At 55.4% G+C, this 18,246-nt stretch carries 14 protein-coding genes and 4 tRNA genes; all 18 read right to left on the bottom strand.

The window, feature by feature from the left end:
• Positions 1 to 15: 15 nt before the first annotated feature.
• Entirely contained in the window at positions 16 to 2,121 is a 2,106-nt protein-coding gene (fusA, locus tag BHC62_RS13460) for an elongation factor G (protein WP_029299268.1), read from the bottom strand.
• A gap of 30 nt (positions 2,122 to 2,151) precedes the next feature.
• The gene (gene rpsG / locus BHC62_RS13455; RefSeq protein WP_002555493.1) at positions 2,152 to 2,622 is read right to left on the bottom strand and encodes a 30S ribosomal protein S7; all 471 of its coding nucleotides are present in this window, start codon (positions 2,620 to 2,622) and stop codon (positions 2,152 to 2,154) included.
• A gap of 117 nt (positions 2,623 to 2,739) precedes the next feature.
• Positions 2,740 to 3,111: a 30S ribosomal protein S12 gene (rpsL, locus tag BHC62_RS13450; RefSeq protein ID WP_002555494.1), complete on the bottom strand. Its 372-nt coding sequence runs from the start codon at positions 3,109 to 3,111 to the stop codon at positions 2,740 to 2,742.
• A gap of 216 nt (positions 3,112 to 3,327) precedes the next feature.
• Positions 3,328 to 7,527, bottom strand: coding sequence for a DNA-directed RNA polymerase subunit beta' (gene rpoC / locus BHC62_RS13445; RefSeq protein ID WP_029299253.1), 4,200 nt, complete (start codon positions 7,525 to 7,527; stop codon positions 3,328 to 3,330).
• Between the two features lie 64 nt (positions 7,528 to 7,591).
• Positions 7,592 to 11,665, bottom strand: coding sequence for a DNA-directed RNA polymerase subunit beta (gene rpoB, locus BHC62_RS13440; RefSeq protein WP_029299252.1), 4,074 nt, complete (start codon positions 11,663 to 11,665; stop codon positions 7,592 to 7,594).
• Positions 11,666 to 11,884: 219 nt separating this feature from the next.
• Positions 11,885 to 12,250 (bottom strand): 50S ribosomal protein L7/L12, encoded by a 366-nt coding sequence (gene rplL / locus BHC62_RS13435; protein ID WP_029299250.1) that lies wholly within the window; start codon positions 12,248 to 12,250, stop codon positions 11,885 to 11,887.
• 78 nt (positions 12,251 to 12,328) lie between these two features.
• A complete protein-coding gene (gene rplJ / locus BHC62_RS13430; RefSeq protein ID WP_003176433.1) occupies positions 12,329 to 12,829 on the bottom strand; it encodes a 50S ribosomal protein L10 in 501 nt (166 codons plus the stop codon).
• Positions 12,830 to 13,028: 199 nt separating this feature from the next.
• The gene (rplA, locus tag BHC62_RS13425) at positions 13,029 to 13,724 is read right to left on the bottom strand and encodes a 50S ribosomal protein L1 (protein ID WP_003176434.1); all 696 of its coding nucleotides are present in this window, start codon (positions 13,722 to 13,724) and stop codon (positions 13,029 to 13,031) included.
• Positions 13,724 to 14,155, bottom strand: a complete 432-nt coding sequence (rplK, locus tag BHC62_RS13420; protein WP_003210097.1) for a 50S ribosomal protein L11 — start codon at positions 14,153 to 14,155, stop codon at positions 13,724 to 13,726. Before rplK ends, rplA begins: the two co-directional genes overlap by 1 nt.
• Before the next feature lie 117 nt (positions 14,156 to 14,272).
• The gene (gene nusG / locus BHC62_RS13415; RefSeq protein WP_003176436.1) at positions 14,273 to 14,806 is read right to left on the bottom strand and encodes a transcription termination/antitermination protein NusG; all 534 of its coding nucleotides are present in this window, start codon (positions 14,804 to 14,806) and stop codon (positions 14,273 to 14,275) included.
• Positions 14,807 to 14,815: 9 nt separating this feature from the next.
• The gene (gene secE / locus BHC62_RS13410) at positions 14,816 to 15,184 is read right to left on the bottom strand and encodes a preprotein translocase subunit SecE (protein WP_029299242.1); all 369 of its coding nucleotides are present in this window, start codon (positions 15,182 to 15,184) and stop codon (positions 14,816 to 14,818) included.
• A gap of 45 nt (positions 15,185 to 15,229) precedes the next feature.
• Positions 15,230 to 15,305: transfer RNA gene (locus BHC62_RS13405), tRNA-Trp, on the bottom strand.
• 158 nt (positions 15,306 to 15,463) lie between these two features.
• Positions 15,464 to 15,539, bottom strand: a tRNA-Thr gene (locus tag BHC62_RS13400).
• A 26-nt stretch (positions 15,540 to 15,565) separates the two neighbouring features.
• Positions 15,566 to 15,639, bottom strand: a tRNA-Gly gene (locus tag BHC62_RS13395).
• Between the two features lie 24 nt (positions 15,640 to 15,663).
• Positions 15,664 to 15,748: transfer RNA gene (locus tag BHC62_RS13390), tRNA-Tyr, on the bottom strand.
• A 142-nt stretch (positions 15,749 to 15,890) separates the two neighbouring features.
• The gene (locus BHC62_RS13385; RefSeq protein ID WP_029299240.1) at positions 15,891 to 16,337 is read right to left on the bottom strand and encodes a hypothetical protein; all 447 of its coding nucleotides are present in this window, start codon (positions 16,335 to 16,337) and stop codon (positions 15,891 to 15,893) included.
• A 7-nt stretch (positions 16,338 to 16,344) separates the two neighbouring features.
• Positions 16,345 to 17,094, bottom strand: coding sequence for a pantothenate kinase (locus BHC62_RS13380; RefSeq protein ID WP_029299238.1), 750 nt, complete (start codon positions 17,092 to 17,094; stop codon positions 16,345 to 16,347).
• Entirely contained in the window at positions 17,084 to 18,043 is a 960-nt protein-coding gene (birA, locus tag BHC62_RS13375; RefSeq protein ID WP_070995288.1) for a bifunctional biotin--[acetyl-CoA-carboxylase] ligase/biotin operon repressor BirA, read from the bottom strand. Before birA ends, BHC62_RS13380 begins: the two co-directional genes overlap by 11 nt.
• Positions 18,044 to 18,246 lie beyond the last annotated feature (203 nt).

Here is an 18,246-nt window from a genome sequence, read left to right as displayed (position 1 = left end):
GCCTAAAGGACTGAATCAGCCTTGTTTTTTGGATACAGTTTCAGCGATATGCGCCGGAGCTGTGTTGTATTTTTTGAATTCCATAGAGTAGCTTGCGCGACCCTGGGACATGGAACGAACGTCGGTCGCATAACCGAACATCTCACCCAACGGAACCTCGGCGCGAATCACTTTGCCGGAAACCGTGTCTTCCATACCCAAGATCATGCCGCGACGACGGTTAAGGTCGCCCATGACATCACCCATATAGTCTTCAGGTGTAACAACTTCTACCGCCATGATTGGCTCAAGCAACTCACCACCGCCCTTCTGGGCCAGTTGCTTGGTTGCCATGGAAGCAGCCACCTTAAACGCCATCTCGTTGGAGTCGACGTCGTGGTAAGAACCGTCAAAAACGGTTGCTTTCAGGCCGATCAGCGGATAGCCGGCAACAACACCGTTCTTCATCTGCTCTTCGATGCCCTTCTGGATAGCAGGGATGTATTCCTTAGGAACCACACCACCTACTACTTCGTTCACGAATTGCAGACCTTCCTGACCTTCGTCAGCAGGAGCAAAACGGATCCAGCAGTGACCGAACTGACCACGACCGCCGGACTGACGAACGAACTTGCCTTCGATTTCACAGTTCTTCGTGATGCGCTCACGATAGGAAACCTGAGGCTTACCGATGTTGGCTTCGACGTTGAACTCACGGCGCATCCGGTCAACCAGGATGTCCAGGTGCAGCTCGCCCATGCCGGAGATGATCGTTTGACCAGTCTCTTCATCAGTCTTGACGCGGAAAGATGGATCTTCCTGAGCAAGCTTGCCCAGAGCGATACCCATTTTTTCCTGGTCATCCTTGGTCTTAGGCTCTACGGCAACCGAGATAACCGGCTCCGGGAAGTCCATGCGAACCAGGATGATTGGCTTAGCAGCGTCGCACAAAGTCTCACCAGTGGTGACGTCCTTCATGCCGATCAGGGCCGCGATGTCACCAGCGCGCACTTCCTTGATCTCTTCGCGGGCGTTTGCGTGCATTTGCACCATACGACCCACGCGCTCTTTCTTGCCTTTAACCGAGTTGATCACGCCGTCACCGGAGGCCAACACGCCCGAGTAAACGCGGACGAAGGTCAAAGTACCCACGAATGGGTCAGTAGCGATCTTGAACGCCAGAGCCGAGAACGGCTCGCTGTCGTCAGCATGACGCTCCATCTCTTCTTCCTCGTTATCAGGGTTGGTACCCTTGATAGCAGGAATGTCGGTTGGAGCAGGCAGGTAGTCGATAACGGCGTCGAGAACCAGGGGAACACCCTTGTTCTTGAAGGAAGAACCGCAAACAGCCAAGACGATCTCACCAGCAATAGTACGCTGACGCAGAGCGGCCTTGATTTCCACGTTGGTGAGTTCTTCACCTTCGAGGTACTTGTTCATCAGCTCTTCGCTGGCTTCGGCAGCAGCCTCAACCAGGTTATTGCGCCACTCGTCAGCCAGTTCCTGCAACTCTGCAGGGATAGGCTTGCGAACAGGAACCATACCTTTGTCGGCGTCATTCCAGTAGACGGCTTCCATGGTGATCAGATCGATCTGGCCCTGGAAGTTGTCTTCGGAACCGATAGCCAATTGGATTGGCACCGGAGTGTGACCCAGACGCTGCTTGATCTGACCGATCACGCGCAGGAAGTTCGCACCAGCACGGTCCATCTTGTTTACATAGACAAGACGCGGAACACCGTACTTGTTGGCTTGACGCCATACGGTTTCCGACTGAGGCTCAACACCCGAAGTACCGCAGAACACAACAACCGCGCCGTCGAGTACACGCAGGGAACGTTCAACTTCAATAGTGAAGTCAACGTGGCCCGGGGTATCGATTACGTTGAAGCGATGCTCGTCTTTGTACTGTTTGGCAGAACCTTTCCAGAAGGCGGTAATAGCAGCAGAAGTAATGGTAATACCACGCTCCTGCTCCTGAACCATCCAGTCTGTGGTCGCGGCGCCATCATGCACCTCGCCCATTTTGTGACTTTTGCCGGTGTAAAACAGTACGCGCTCGGTGGTGGTGGTTTTACCAGCATCCACGTGAGCAACGATACCGATGTTACGGTAGCGGCTAATCGGAGTAGTACGAGCCATAAAGCCCTCGCAAAATTAGTGAAGCTAAGATTAGAAGCGGTAGTGCGAGAAAGCTTTGTTAGCTTCAGCCATACGGTGCACGTCTTCACGCTTCTTAACAGCAGCACCTTTACCTTCAGCAGCGTCCAACAGCTCGCCGGCCAAACGCAGAGCCATAGACTTCTCGCCGCGCTTACGGGCGAAGTCTACCAACCAGCGCATTGCCAGGGCGTTACGACGGGACGGACGAACTTCAACCGGAACCTGGTAAGTAGCACCGCCTACACGGCGCGACTTCACTTCGACCAGCGGAGCGATGGCGTCGAGAGCTTTCTCGAAGATTTCCAGGGGGTCGCTGTTCTTGCGTTCTTTAACCTTTTCCAGCGCGCCATAAACGATACGCTCGGCAACGGCTTTCTTGCCGCTTTCCATCACGTGGTTCATGAACTTGGCCAGGATTTGGCTTCCGTATTTTGGATCGTCAAGCACTTCGCGCTTGGCTGCTACGCGTCTTCTTGGCATGGATAAGCCCTCAAACGGTCTTCAGGTTCGTTCGGAATCGGTGCCCTTGCGGGACGCCTCCGACCTTACTCTTATCGACTCAGAAAATAAGATGATTCAGTTTACAAAAAGCCGCTACTACTTAGGCTTCTTGGTACCGTACTTCGAACGACCCTGGTTACGACCTTTAACGCCGGAAGTATCCAAGGAGCCGCGTACGGTGTGGTAACGAACACCTGGCAAGTCTTTTACACGACCGCCGCGGATCAGTACCACGCTGTGCTCTTGCAGGTTGTGGCCTTCACCGCCGATGTACGAGGAAACCTCGAAACCGTTGGTCAGGCGCACACGGCATACTTTACGCAGTGCCGAGTTAGGTTTTTTCGGCGTAGTGGTATACACGCGAGTGCATACGCCACGACGTTGCGGGCAGTTCTGCAGCGCAGGCACGTCGGATTTCTCGACGATACGCTTACGCGGCTGACGTACCAGCTGGTTGATAGTTGCCATCTACTAGCTCCACTGTTGTCTTGCGACGCTATTGTCTTGCAAGAAAAGCAAAATGGCAGGAACGAATTCCCGCCAAATTTAGGGGTACAAGAGTCTAAAGAGGATCTTGCCCCCAGTCAAGGCAAGGCCCCGACCTCCCCCTCCACCGAAACCCGACAAAACTGTCTTGTTCCGACGAACGGGGCTGCCAGGGCCCGGTCTTATTTATCGCAGAACTCAGTTACCGCTAGAGTTCAGCGCTTCGGTCAGTGCAGCTTCCACTTCACTGGCGCTTACGCGCAGCGGCTTGTCGAGTTCACGGCGACGCTTACGCTCGCTGTGGTAGGCCAAGCCGGTACCGGCCGGGATCAGACGACCCACAACCACGTTTTCTTTCAGGCCGCGCAGGTAGTCGCGCTTGCCGGTTACCGCCGCTTCGGTCAGTACGCGAGTGGTTTCCTGGAAGGAAGCCGCCGAGATGAACGATTCGGTGGACAACGACGCCTTGGTGATACCCAGCAGAACACGAGTGAACTTGGAGACAAACTTGTCCTCCGTGCTCAGGCGCTCGTTTTCTACCAGTACGTGAGTCAGTTCCATCTGGTCGCCCTTGATGAAACTCGAATCGCCGGATTCAGCGATTTCAACTTTACGCAGCATCTGACGCAGGATGGTCTCGATGTGCTTATCGTTGATCTTCACGCCCTGCAGACGGTAAACGTCCTGGATCTCGTTGACGATGTACTTGGCCAGCGCACTCACACCCAGCAGACGCAGGATGTCGTGTGGATCGCTCGGGCCGTCGGAGATAACTTCGCCGCGGTTTACCTGTTCGCCTTCGAAGACGTTTAGGTGACGCCACTTCGGAATCAGCTCTTCATACGGATCGCTACCGTCGTTCGGGGTAATGACCAGACGGCGCTTGCCCTTGGTCTCTTTACCGAACGCGATGGTGCCGCTGACTTCAGCCAGGATCGACGCTTCTTTCGGACGACGAGCTTCGAACAAGTCGGCAACACGCGGCAGACCACCGGTGATGTCGCGGGTTTTCGAAGTTTCTTGCGGGATACGAGCGATAACATCACCGATCGCGATCTTCGCACCATCCGCTACACCGACCAAGGCGTTGGCTGGCAGGAAGTACTGAGCGATAACGTCAGTGCCTGGCAGCAACAGATCCTTGCCGTTGTCATCGACCATTTTCACGGCAGGACGGATGTCTTTACCGGCAGCTGGACGATCTTTGGCGTCGAGTACTTCAATGTTGGTCATACCGGTCAATTCGTCAGTCTGACGCTTGATCGTGATGCCTTCTTCCATGCCCACGTAGGTCACGGTACCTTTCATTTCGGTAACGATTGGGTGAGTGTGCGGATCCCACTTGGCCACGATTGCGCCAGCGTCGACCTTGTCACCTTCTTTAACCGAAATCACAGCACCGTACGGCAGCTTGTAACGCTCACGCTCACGACCGAAGTCATCAGCGATTGCCAGCTCACCGGAACGGGACACAGCAACCAGGTGGCCATCCACTCGCTCAACGTGCTTGAGGTTATGCAGGCGGACGGTACCGCCATTCTTCACCTGAACGCTGTCAGCTGCGGAGGTCCGGCTAGCCGCACCACCGATGTGGAACGTACGCATGGTCAGCTGGGTACCCGGCTCACCGATGGACTGGGCAGCGATAACGCCGACCGCTTCACCGATGTTCACCTGGTGACCACGAGCCAAGTCACGGCCATAGCACTTGGCGCAGATGCCGTAGCGGGTTTCGCAGCTGATCGGCGAGCGAACAATCACTTCGTCGATGCTGTTGAGTTCGATGAACTCGACCCACTTCTCATCTACCAGGGTGCCGGCAGGAACGATAACTTCCTCGGTACCTGGCTTGAATACGTCACGGGCAATAACACGGCCCAATACGCGCTCACCCAGCGGCTCTACAACGTCACCGCCTTCAATGTGCGGAGTCATCAGCAGGCCGTGCTCGGTGCCGCAATCGATCTCGGTTACAACCAGATCTTGTGCAACGTCTACCAGACGACGAGTCAGGTAACCGGAGTTAGCGGTTTTCAACGCGGTATCCGCCAGACCTTTACGAGCACCGTGCGTGGAGATGAAGTACTGAAGTACGCTCAAACCTTCACGGAAGTTCGCAGTAATCGGCGTTTCGATGATGGAACCATCCGGCTTGGCCATCAGGCCACGCATACCGGCGAGCTGACGGATCTGCGCAGCAGAACCCCGTGCGCCCGAGTCGGCCATCATGTACATCGAGTTGAAAGACTCTTGATCGACTTCGACGCCGTGGCGGTCGATGACCTTCTCTTTCGAGAGGTTGGCCATCATCGCCTTGGACACTTCGTCGTTGGCCTTGGACCAAAGGTCGATCACTTTGTTGTACTTCTCGCCCTGGGTTACCAGGCCGGAGGCGTACTGGCTCTCGATCTCTTTCACTTCGTCAGTGGCGGCACTGATGATGCGGGCTTTTTCATCTGGGATAACGAAGTCGTTAACGCCGATGGAAACGCCGGAAATGGTCGAATAAGCAAAACCGGTATACATCAACTGGTCAGCGAAGATCACGGTCTCTTTCAGACCAACCACGCGGTAGCACTGGTTGATCAGCTTGGAGATCGCCTTTTTCTTCATCGGCAGGTTGACGACGTCGTAAGACAGACCTTTTGGCACAACCTGGTACAACAGCGCACGGCCGACAGTGGTGTCGACGATACGGGTGTTGCTCACGCTGCCGCCGTCACGGTCGTTGACTGTTTCGTGGATCCGCACCTTGACCTTGGCGTGCAGTGCGGCTTCGCCGGCACGGAACACACGGTCAACTTCTTGCAGGTCAGCGAATACACGACCTTCGCCCTTGGCGTTGATCGCTTCACGGGTCATGTAGTACAGACCCAATACAACGTCCTGCGACGGAACGATGATTGGCTCACCGTTGGCTGGCGACAGGATGTTGTTGGTCGACATCATCAACGCACGCGCTTCCAACTGGGCTTCCAGTGTCAGCGGTACGTGCACGGCCATTTGGTCGCCGTCGAAGTCGGCGTTGTACGCAGCACAGACCAGAGGGTGCAGCTGGATAGCCTTACCTTCGATCAGTACCGGTTCAAACGCCTGGATACCCAGACGGTGAAGGGTCGGTGCACGGTTGAGGAGAACCGGGTGTTCGCGAATCACTTCAGCAAGAACGTCCCAAACCTCTGGCAGTTCGCGCTCGACCATTTTCTTGGCCGCTTTGATGGTGGTCGCAAGACCGCGCATTTCCAGCTTGCCGAAGATGAACGGCTTGAACAGCTCCAGCGCCATCTTCTTAGGCAGACCGCACTGGTGCAGACGCAGGGTCGGGCCTACGGTAATTACCGAACGACCGGAGTAGTCAACACGCTTACCGAGCAAGTTCTGACGGAAACGACCTTGCTTACCCTTGATCATGTCAGCCAGGGATTTCAGAGGACGCTTGTTCGAACCGGTGATAGCGCGGCCACGACGACCGTTGTCGAGCAAGGCATCGACCGCTTCTTGCAACATACGCTTTTCGTTGCGCACGATGATGTCCGGAGCGGACAGATCAAGCAGGCGCTTCAAGCGGTTGTTACGGTTGATCACGCGGCGGTACAGGTCGTTGAGGTCGGACGTCGCGAAACGACCACCGTCCAACGGTACCAGCGGACGCAGGTCTGGCGGCAGAACCGGCAGAACTGTCAGCACCATCCACTCTGGCAGGTTGCCGGAACCCTGGAAGGCTTCCATCAACTTCAGACGCTTGGACAGTTTCTTGATCTTGGTTTCGGAGTTGGTTTGCGGAATTTCTTCGCGCAGACGACCAATCTCGTGCTCCAGGTCGATAGCGTGCAGCAGTTCGCGGACAGCCTCGGCACCCATGCGGGCATCGAAATCGTCGCCGAACTCTTCCAGCGCTTCGAAGTACTGCTCGTCGTTCAGCAGCTGACCCTTTTCAAGGGTGGTCATGCCTGGATCGATAACGACATAGCTCTCGAAGTAGAGAACGCGTTCGATATCACGCAGGGTCATGTCCATCAGCAAACCGATACGGGACGGCAGCGATTTCAGGAACCAGATGTGGGCAACCGGCGAAGCCAGCTCGATGTGCGCCATGCGCTCACGACGAACCTTGGCCAGCGCGACTTCAACGCCGCACTTCTCGCAGATCACACCACGGTGCTTCAAGCGCTTGTACTTACCGCACAGGCACTCGTAATCCTTTACCGGGCCAAAGATCTTGGCGCAGAACAGGCCGTCACGCTCAGGTTTGAACGTACGGTAGTTGATGGTTTCCGGCTTTTTAACTTCACCGAACGACCACGAACGGATCATCTCAGGCGATGCCAATCCAATACGGATGGCGTCGAACTCTTCGACTTGACCCTGGTTTTTCAGCAAATTCAGTAGGTCTTTCAAGGCCTTTCCTCCTGGCGGAGCAGAGAGCGGGCTAAACAGCCCCGCTCTCGATTCGCGTCACGTGTTATTCGGTTTCCAGATCGATATCGATGCCGAGGGAACGAATTTCTTTGATCAACACGTTGAAAGACTCGGGCATGCCCGGCTCCATACGGTGATCGCCGTCCACGATGTTTTTGTACATCTTGGTACGGCCGTTCACATCGTCCGACTTCACTGTGAGCATTTCTTGCAGAGTGTATGCAGCACCGTATGCTTCCAGTGCCCAGACCTCCATCTCCCCGAAACGCTGACCACCGAACTGAGCCTTACCACCCAGCGGCTGCTGGGTAACCAGGCTGTACGAACCGGTAGAACGAGCGTGCATCTTATCGTCTACCAAGTGGTTCAGCTTCAGCATGTACATGTAGCCAACAGTAACCGGGCGCTCGAACTTGTTGCCGGTACGGCCGTCGAACAGCTGCATCTGGCCGCTTTCTGGCAGGTCTGCCAGTTTCAGCATGGCCTTGATTTCGCTTTCCTTGGCACCGTCGAACACCGGGGTAGCCATTGGAACGCCGCCGCGCAGGTTCTTCGCCAGATCCAGGATCTCCTGGTCGGAGAAAGTGTCCAGCTCTTCTTTGCGGCCGCCGATCTCGTTGTAGATCTCGTGCAGGAACTTACGCAGGTCTGCGACCTTGCGCTGCTCTTCGATCATACGGTTGATCTTCTCGCCCAAACCTTTAGCCGCGAGGCCCAGGTGGGTTTCAAGGATCTGACCAACGTTCATACGCGAAGGTACGCCCAACGGGTTGAGGACGACGTCGACCGGGGTGCCATTGGCATCGTGCGGCATGTCTTCAACCGGCATGATCACGGAGACCACACCTTTGTTACCGTGACGACCGGCCATCTTGTCGCCCGGCTGGATGCGACGACGGATTGCCAGGTAAACCTTGACGATTTTCAGCACGCCTGGAGCCAGGTCATCGCCCTGCTGCAGTTTGCGCTTCTTGTCTTCGAACTTGTCGTCCAGCAGACGGCGGCGATCAACGATATAGGCCTGAGCCTTCTCGAGCTGCTCGTTCAGAGCATCTTCAGCCATGCGCAGTTTGAACCACTGCCCATGCTCAAGACCGTCGAGGATTTCGTCGGTGATGTCCTGACCTTTCTTCAGACCTGCGCCGCCTTCGGCCTTGTGGCCTACCAGTGCGGAACGCAGACGTTCGAAGGTCGCGCCTTCAACGATACGGAACTCTTCGTTCAGATCCTTGCGGATCTCGTCGAGCTGGGTCTTCTCGATGGACAGTGCACGAGCATCACGCTCAACGCCGTCACGGGTGAAGACCTGTACGTCGATGACAGTACCCTTGGTACCGGTAGGTACACGCAGGGAAGTGTCTTTAACGTCGCTGGCTTTTTCACCGAAAATGGCGCGCAACAGCTTCTCTTCCGGAGTCAGTTGAGTCTCGCCTTTCGGGGTGACCTTACCAACCAGGATGTCGCCTGCGCCAACTTCAGCACCTACGTAAACGATACCGGCTTCGTCCAGCTTGTTCAGTGCAGCCTCACCCACGTTCGGGATGTCTGCAGTGATTTCCTCAGGCCCAAGCTTGGTGTCACGCGCCACACAGGTCAGTTCCTGGATGTGGATCGTGGTGAAGCGGTCTTCCTGAACCACACGCTCGGACAGGCAGATGGAGTCTTCGAAGTTGAAGCCGTTCCACGCCATGAACGCGATGCGCATGTTCTGACCCAGAGCCAGCTCACCCATATCGGTGGACGGGCCGTCGGCCATGATGTCGCTACGCTGAACGCGATCACCCTTGCTCACCAGCGGACGCTGGTTGATGCAGGTGTTCTGGTTCGAGCGGGTGTATTTGGTCAGGTTGTAGATGTCGACACCGGCTTCGCCAGTTTCAACTTCGTCATCGGCAACACGAACCACGATACGGCTGGCATCAACAGAGTCGATCACGCCGCCACGACGAGCCACGACGCAAACGCCGGAGTCACGGGCTACGTTACGCTCCATGCCGGTACCTACCAGCGGCTTGTCGGCACGCAGGGTCGGTACAGCTTGACGCTGCATGTTGGAACCCATCAACGCACGGTTGGCGTCATCGTGTTCCAGGAACGGGATCAGCGACGCTGCGACCGAAACTACCTGCTTGGGCGATACGTCCATCAAGGTGACGTCTTCCGGCGCCTTGACGGTGAACTCGTTCAAGTGACGAACAGCTACCAACTCGTCGATCAGGACTTTCTTGTCGTTCATCGTGGCCGAAGCCTGAGCGATCACGTGATCAGCTTCTTCGATGGCGGACAGGAACACGATCTCGTCGGTGACCAGAGCGTCTTTCACCACACGGTACGGGCTCTCGAGGAAGCCGTACTGGTTGGTGCGCGCATAAGCGGCCAGGGAGTTGATCAGACCGATGTTCGGACCTTCCGGCGTTTCGATCGGGCATACACGACCGTAGTGCGTCGGGTGAACGTCACGAACTTCAAAGCCAGCACGCTCACGGGTCAGACCGCCCGGGCCCAGTGCAGAAACACGGCGCTTGTGGGTGATCTCGGAGAGCGGGTTGTTCTGGTCCATGAACTGCGAGAGCTGGCTGGAACCGAAGAACTCTTTCACCGCCGCAGCCACTGGCTTGGCGTTGATCAGATCTTGCGGCATCAGGCCTTCGCTTTCAGCCATCGACAGACGCTCTTTGACCGCACGCTCAACACGTACCAGGCCAACGCGGAACTGGTTCTCGGCCATTTCGCCTACGCAGCGAACACGACGGTTACCCAGGTGGTCGATGTCATCGACGATGCCTTTGCCGTTACGGATGTCGACCAGGGTCTTCAGCACCGCAACGATGTCTTCCTTGCACAACACGCCAGAACCTTCGATCTCGGTACGACCGATACGACGGTTGAACTTCATCCGACCTACAGCAGACAGGTCATAGCGCTCTGGGCTGAAGAACAGGTTGTTGAACAGGGTTTCGGCAGCGTCTTTGGTTGGTGGCTCGCCAGGACGCATCATGCGATAGATCTCGACCAGCGCTTCCAATTGGTTGCTGGTGGAGTCGATCTTCAGGGTGTCGGAGACGAACGGACCGCAGTCGATATCGTTGGTGTACAGGGTCTCGATGCGAACAACCTGAGCCTTGGCGATTTTTGCCAGGATCTCAGTGTTCAGCTCGGTGTTGCACTCGGCCAGGATCTCGCCTGTAGCCGGGTGAACGATGACCTTGGCAGTGGTGCGACCCAGGACGTAGTCCAGAGGCACGTCCAGCGACTTGATACCGGCTTTTTCGATCTGGTTGATGTGGCGCGCAGTAATACGACGGCCAGCCTCAACAATGACCTTGCCCTTCTCATCCTGGATGTCCAGGACCGCAATTTCACCACGCAGACGCGAAGCAATCAGTTCCAGGCTGAGGGTTTCATCCTTCAGGCTGAATACGTTGGTGGTGTAGAAAGCGTCCAGCACCTGCTCGGTGGTATAGCCGAGCGCGCGCAGCAGTACCGAGGCCGGCAGCTTGCGACGACGGTCGATACGCACGAACACGCAGTCTTTCGGGTCGAACTCGAAGTCCAACCACGAACCACGGTACGGAATGATCCGCGCGGAGTACAGGAGCTTACCGGAGCTGTGCGTCTTGCCACGGTCGTGATCGAAGAACACGCCAGGGGAACGGTGCAGCTGGGAAACGATTACACGCTCGGTACCGTTGATAACGAAGGTACCGTTCTCAGTCATCAACGGGATTTCGCCCATGTAGACTTCTTGCTCTTTGATGTCCTTGATCGCTTTGTTCGACGATTCTTTGTCGAAAATGATCAGACGAACTTTTACCCGCAAAGGTACGGCGTACGTAACACCGCGCAACACGCATTCTTTGACATCAAATGCCGGTTCGCCCAGGCGATAACCGACGTACTCCAGCGCAGCATTGCCGGAGTAGCTGATGATCGGGAAAACGGATTTGAAGGCCGCATGCAGGCCCACGTCGCGGAACTGATCTTTGGTCGCTCCCGCCTGCAAGAATTCACGATACGAATCCAGCTGGATAGCCAGAAGGTACGGGACATCCATGACGTCCGGCAACTTGCTAAAGTCCTTGCGGATACGTTTTTTCTCAGTATATGAGTAAGCCATCAGCGTTCCCCAGCTTGGTCACCTGCTTGTTTGGCCCTCCCGACGGGAGCAGCCAGAAAATCTTGCAAACCCCATGGTTTGCACCACCGCATCGGGTGGCTACAGCGCGTTAGTGGCGGCGACCGAGTCGACAGCCAAGAACGGAAAAAGGCCGGTGGCAAGAGCCACCAGCCATCAGCCTTCAGCTTAACGCTTGGGCTGGAAACGCAAGGTCGATGCTTACTTCAGCTCGACTTTAGCGCCTGCTTCTTCCAGTACTGCTTTGGCTTTTTCAGCTGCTTCTTTGGCAACAGCTTCCAGAACCTGGGCAGGAGCGCCGTCAACTACAGCCTTGGCTTCTTTCAGGCCCAGACCGGTCAGTTCACGTACTGCCTTGATCACGTTTACTTTCTTCTCGCCAGCTTCCAGCAGCATGACGTTGAATTCGGTTTGCTCTTCAACAACGGCAGCAGCAGCAGCTGGACCGGCGGAAGCAGCGGCAGCGGAAACGCCGAATTTTTCTTCGAAAGCTTTGATCAGCTCAACAACCTGCAGAACCGACATTTCAGCTACGGCGTTGAGGATATCGTCTTGGGAGATAGACATTGCTGTATTTCCTGAATTGGGGGACGGCCTACGCGGCCATCGAAATAAACAAAAATACGCGAGAGAAAGTGCTCAGCCTTAGGCTGCGGCAGCTTCTTTTTGCTCGCGAACTGCAGCCAGAGTACGAGCCAGCTTGCTGGTAGCGCCTTGAATCACGCTCATCAGCTGCGAAATAGCTTCGTTACGGGTCGGCAGTGTTGCCAGTACGTCGATTTGGTTAGCTGCGAGGAACTTGCCCTCGAACGCAGCTGCCTTGATCTCGAACTTATCCTGACTCTTGGCGAATTCCTTGAACAAACGGGCAGCAGCGCCTGGATGGTCCTTGGAGAACGCGATCAGAGTCGGGCCGGTGAACACGTCGTTGAGGACACTGTATTCAGTGTCAGCAACAGCGCGCTTGAGCAGGGTGTTACGTACAACACGTACGTATACGCCAGCTTCACGAGCCTCTTTACGGAGTCCGGTCATAGCGCCTACTGTCACACCACGGGCATCAGCCACGACAGCGGACAGAGCAGCTTTGGCAGCCTCGTTGACTTCAGCGACGATGGCCTTCTTGTCTTCGAGATTAATTGCCACGGGTTTAACTCCTGCTTGTTACCGTTTCATCTGGCCTAGGCCGGATGTCGTTTTGGTGTCTGATTCGGTAAGGAACCGGGAGCACCATCTGCGTAGGCTTGATGGTTTAAGACTTGCGTCGCCTACGGTCTTGGATAGCCCCCGCCAGGCAGGGACCCCAATTTTTCAACTGGCACGATCACTCGCGCCAATTTGTGTCTTATACGTCCAGCGAACCTTGGTCGATGACCAGACCTGGGCCCATAGTGGTGCTCAGGGTAACGCGCTTGACGTAGATGCCTTTCGAGGAAGCTGGCTTGATACGCTTCAGATCAGCGATCAGGGCTTCAACGTTTTCCTTCAGCTTGACGGCGTCGAAGCCAACCTTGCCAACGGAGGTGTGAATGATGCCGTTTTTGTCGGTGCGATAACGAACCTGACCAGCCTTGGCGTTTTTAACCGCGGTGGCTACGTCTGGCGTTACGGTACCGACTTTCGGGTTAGGCATCAGGCCACGTGGGCCCAGGATCTGACCCAACTGACCTACAACGCGCATTGCATCCGGGGAGGCAATTACTACGTCATAGTTCAGGTCGCCGCCTTTCATTTCGGCAGCCAGGTCGTCCATGCCAACGCGATCGGCGCCAGCGGCCAGAGCAGCTTCAGCTGCCGGGCCTTGGGTGAAGACAGCAACACGTACAGTCTTGCCAGTACCGTGTGGCAGCACAGTAGCGCTACGAACGACCTGGTCGGATTTACGTGGGTCAACACCCAGGTTTACAGCAACGTCAACGGACTCGCTGAACTTGACAGTCGACAGCTCGGTCAGCAGGGCGGCAGCGTCTACAAAGTTGTAGGACTTGCCCGCTTCGATTTTGCCGGCGATAGCCTTTTGGCGCTTGGTCAGCTTAGCCATTACACACCCTCCACGTTAAGGCCCATGCTACGAGCAGAACCGGCGATGGTACGCACGGCTGCATCCATATCAGCTGCAGTCAGATCCGCGTTTTTGGTTTTCGCGATTTCTTCCAGCTGAGCACGAGTTACAGTGCCAACCTTAACGGTGTTCGGACGAGCGGAACCGCTAGTCAGACCAGCAGCTTTCTTCAACAAAACCGAAGCCGGGGTCGACTTGGTTTCGAAAGTGAAGCTACGGTCGCTATATACAGTGATGATCACTGGAGTCGGCAGACCTGGCTCAATACCCTGAGTACGGGCGTTGAAGGCCTTGCAGAACTCCATGATGTTCACGCCGTGCTGACCCAGAGCTGGACCGACGGGTGGGCTAGGGTTGGCCTGAGCGGCCTTCACTTGCAGCTTGATGTAAGCGGTAATCTTCTTGGCCATGAGGCACTCCAATTACGGGTTCAAGCGCCTCGAAAGGCTCCCCGGTTACTTGCGCGTTTATCCCAGTGACGACAAAACCCCACAGCCTAAGGCTGCGGGGTTGGGATGCTTTGCCAGCTAGACCTTCTCGACCTGGCTGAACTCCAACTCTACCGGAGTAGAGCGACCGAAAATGAGCACTGCCACTTGGATCCGGCTCTTTTCGTAGTTAACTTCTTCGACAGTACCGTTGAAATCAGCAAACGGACCATCTGTGACACGAACAACTTCGCCCGGCTCGAACAATGTCTTCGGCTTCGGCTTGTCGCTACCGTCAGCAACACGACGCAGAATCGCTTCTGCCTCTTTGTCGGTGATCGGCGCAGGCTTATCAGCGGTACCGCCGATGAAGCCCATCACGCGAGGAGTGTCCTTGACCAAGTGCCAAGTACCCTCGTTCATATCCATCTGTACCAGCACATAGCCAGGGAAGAACTTGCGTTCGCTTTTGCGCTTCTGGCCATTCCGCATTTCAACCACTTCTTCAGTGGGAACCAGAATTTCGCCGAAGCCATCTTCCATGCCTGCCAGCTTTACGCGCTCTAGCAAAGAGCGCATGACATGCTTCTCGTAACCCGAGTAAGCATGCACAACGTACCAACGCTTAGCCACGGGACACCCTTAGCCAACAATCAAGGAAACAAGCCAGCCGAGCAGGGAATCAAGCCCCCACAACAGCAACGCCATAACCAAAACAACAGCCACAACAATCAGCGTGGTCTGCGTGGTTTCTTGGCGAGTCGGCCAAACGACTTTACGTATTTCGGTGCGAGCTTCCTTTACCAGTACAGCGAAAGACTTACCCTTTACAGTCTGCAGACCAATGAAGACAGCCACAGCAGCAAGAGCGAGCAATACGAGTACGCGATACAGGATCGGCGAAGCAGAATAGTACTGATTGCCAACAACGCCTACGACCACCAAAGCGACGACAGCGAGCCACTTAACCAGATCGAAACGAGAGCTTTGAGCTTCAGCCTTAGGAGTCATCTATGAAGATCCTGTGAAAAGAAAGCCAGATACACCACGTGAATCTGGCAGGTCAGGAGGGAATCGAACCCCCAACCTACGGTTTTGGAGACCGTCGCTCTGCCAATTGAGCTACTGACCTAAAACAAAATCAGGCCGACCATTATGCAGGCCTGAAAAAGACTTTACAACAACCAACCCCAAGAGACTTGAAACAACCCAGCAAAACCAGGTAAAACAGAATCAAGCCGAGACAGCTGTTAAAACAAAGGCAGATATTTTCATATCTGCCTTGTTATATGGAGCTCTTGAGCGGATTTGAACCGCTGACCTCACCCTTACCAAGGGTGTGCTCTACCAACTGAGCTACAAGAGCGAAACATCTTGCACAACCTGCAAACTTGGAGCGGGTAGCGGGAATCGAACCCGCATCATCAGCTTGGAAGGCTGAGGTTCTACCACTAAACTATACCCGCGGAGCTTGCAGCTCACGCTAAAAATGGTGGAGGGGGAAGGATTCGAACCTTCGAAGTCGTAGACGTCAGATTTACAGTCTGATCCCTTTGGCCGCTCGGGAACCCCTCCTAAGCGAGCCGGCATTTTACATTACGCCGACCTTCTGTCAAGCATTTTCTCATTAAAAATATGAGGTTAGCTGCGTGACGATCGCTTCACACCAACTCCCCTAACGGGTCATCACTGTGGAGCGGGCGCCATTCTATGCAAACTATTCGACAGTTGCAATGCCTTCGCACGGCATTATTTTATGTTTTAACTCATTGAATTCATTAGCAAGGCTTTCAAACGGCAGATCGTCAGCCAGGCGGCGACTTTCAGGCGCCACGCGCAACCAAAAAGCAGGCACACCTGCGGCAAGCATTTGCTGGATCCTCACCTTGATATCCAGGCTGATCAGGCGCTGCTCAAGGAACTGCGCCTGCTCCTGACTGGCAAAACCGCCGATATACAAGCAACCAGCGGGCACCTCTGGAGCCCGGGACCGATCACGGCGCGTCATTGCTTCAGCTGACTCACTCAGCAACTGAATATCCTGCTGAGAGCCCTTGTACAGCGCCAGGGGCGTTACATCCTTCGCACGCAACGGAGCCTCTTGCTGGTGCCAGACGTAATAAAAGACATTGAGAACCAGCAACAACAGAAACAACCAACGCATAAAAACCTCAAGACAAAGGGCACGCCATCGCCAAGCCAACAAATACCAGGTCCGGAACGAAGCGAGCACCCGGCAAGGCGTCGGCTACCAGCTCAGCATCCCCACCCGTAAGGAAAACCGAGAAATCCTCCCCCCAGTAACTGCGGGCCAACTCCAGCTGTGAGTGAGCAAAACCGCGGAGCATAAGCGTACAACCCCGCTCAACAGCTTGCGCAGTCGTACGCCCAGGCACCAGGCTTTCCAGCGCACGCTCAGCTGCAACGTCGTCATACCGTATTTTACGGGTATGGGTTCGCAGCTGATTACGCATCAGCGGCATGCCAGGACAGATAAATCCTCCAAGATGCTCCCCATCTGCCGTAATAAAATCGGCCGTGGCGGCTGTACCAAAATCTAGTACCAAGCATGCTCCAGAGGCCAACTGGAAGCCCCCAAGCATCGCCAGCCAGCGGTCAAGCCCCAGGCGGGCATACTCGTCATAACCATTGCGCACACCCGCCATCTCACGCGATGGCGCAGCACAACTGATAGAGACACCAAAGGCCGCAACCAAAACGCCGACTAGGCGATCCGTCTCTTCCAGGGCGCGCACGCTGACTAACCTGCAGTGTTGCAGCGAAAGACCGATCAGCGAATGAAGAGCACCCAGCAGCGCCACATCGGAATCAACAACGCCCTCAGCAAAAACGGCTGCCTGGCTTGCCTCGAGGACTCGCCACTTGATGAAGCTATTCCCACAGTCGAGCTCAAGAATCATCACGCAACCTCAGGCTTAACTCACCACCACTGTATGTTTTCTCAACACCATTTACGTCGAGACGCAGGGCGCCTTGATCATCAATGCCCAGCACGATGCCGTCTACCTGGTTAACACCTGCGATCAACGACACAGCCTTACCCTGCCAGAGATGATTCTGCTCCCACTCATCCCGGATTACCGAGAAACCAGAGTCCCTATGGCGCTCCAAATAAGCCTGCAATGCCTGACTCAGATGAGCGACCAGATGATTTCGATCCACCGAACGACCTGTTTGGAGCTGTATCGATGTCCACTGCTGATCAACCTCCTCAGCGCTCTGCATGTTGGCGTTAATACCAATACCGAGCACTACATGACAGACATCAGCAGGATCACCGACCAGCTCAAGAAGGATGCCTGCAACCTTCTTCGACCCAACAAGAACGTCATTCGGCCATTTCAAACCTGAGCCATGGACACCAACGTCGCGCAAGGCTCGCATGACCGCCAAGCCCACAACAAGGCTCAGCCCCTCAAGCTGGCGCATCCCCCCATCGATACGAAGCACAAGGCTGTAGTAAAGGTTCTGCGCAAATGGACTGACCCACTTGCGCCCTCGACGCCCCCTGCCTGCAGTCTGCCGCTCCGATAGAACCAGGAATGGCGCCGCCTGCCCCGCATCGATTAGACGCAACGCCTCTGCATTAGTGGAGTCGATGGTATCCGATATGAAAATCGAACCAGCGCAGATTGACGAGCTCAAGGTGATCTCGTCAGCATTCAATAGAACCAGAGGGGATGCCAATTGATAGCCCCTCCCCCTGACCTTATGAATTGTCAGATCCAGCTCAACCTCCAGATGCTGGAGCTGCTTCCACACAGCACTGCGACTGACACCCAGGGCTGCGCCTAGCGCTTCACCCGAGTGGAATCGGCCATCTTTCAGAAGTGTTAACAACGTCAGCATGCAAGTCTCGCCTCACAATGAGGCACGCATGATAGCTATGCGTAGAGCCATTGCATAGAAAGCAAGCAAGGACTTCAATTGGACAACCCACCAGCCCTGTCGCACTTTTCGACCGCCCAAAACAAAACCCCAACTGCTTTCGCAATTGGGGTTTCGGAATTTAATCTTGACGATGACCTACTCTCACATGGGGAAACCCCACA

It is taken from the genome of Pseudomonas sp. 06C 126 (assembly GCF_001855215.1).
In the GTDB taxonomy this organism is placed as follows: domain Bacteria; phylum Pseudomonadota; class Gammaproteobacteria; order Pseudomonadales; family Pseudomonadaceae; genus Aquipseudomonas; species Aquipseudomonas proteolytica.
Note: the sequence above shows the minus strand (reverse complement) of the source record. Positions and strands in the feature narration are given on the sequence as shown.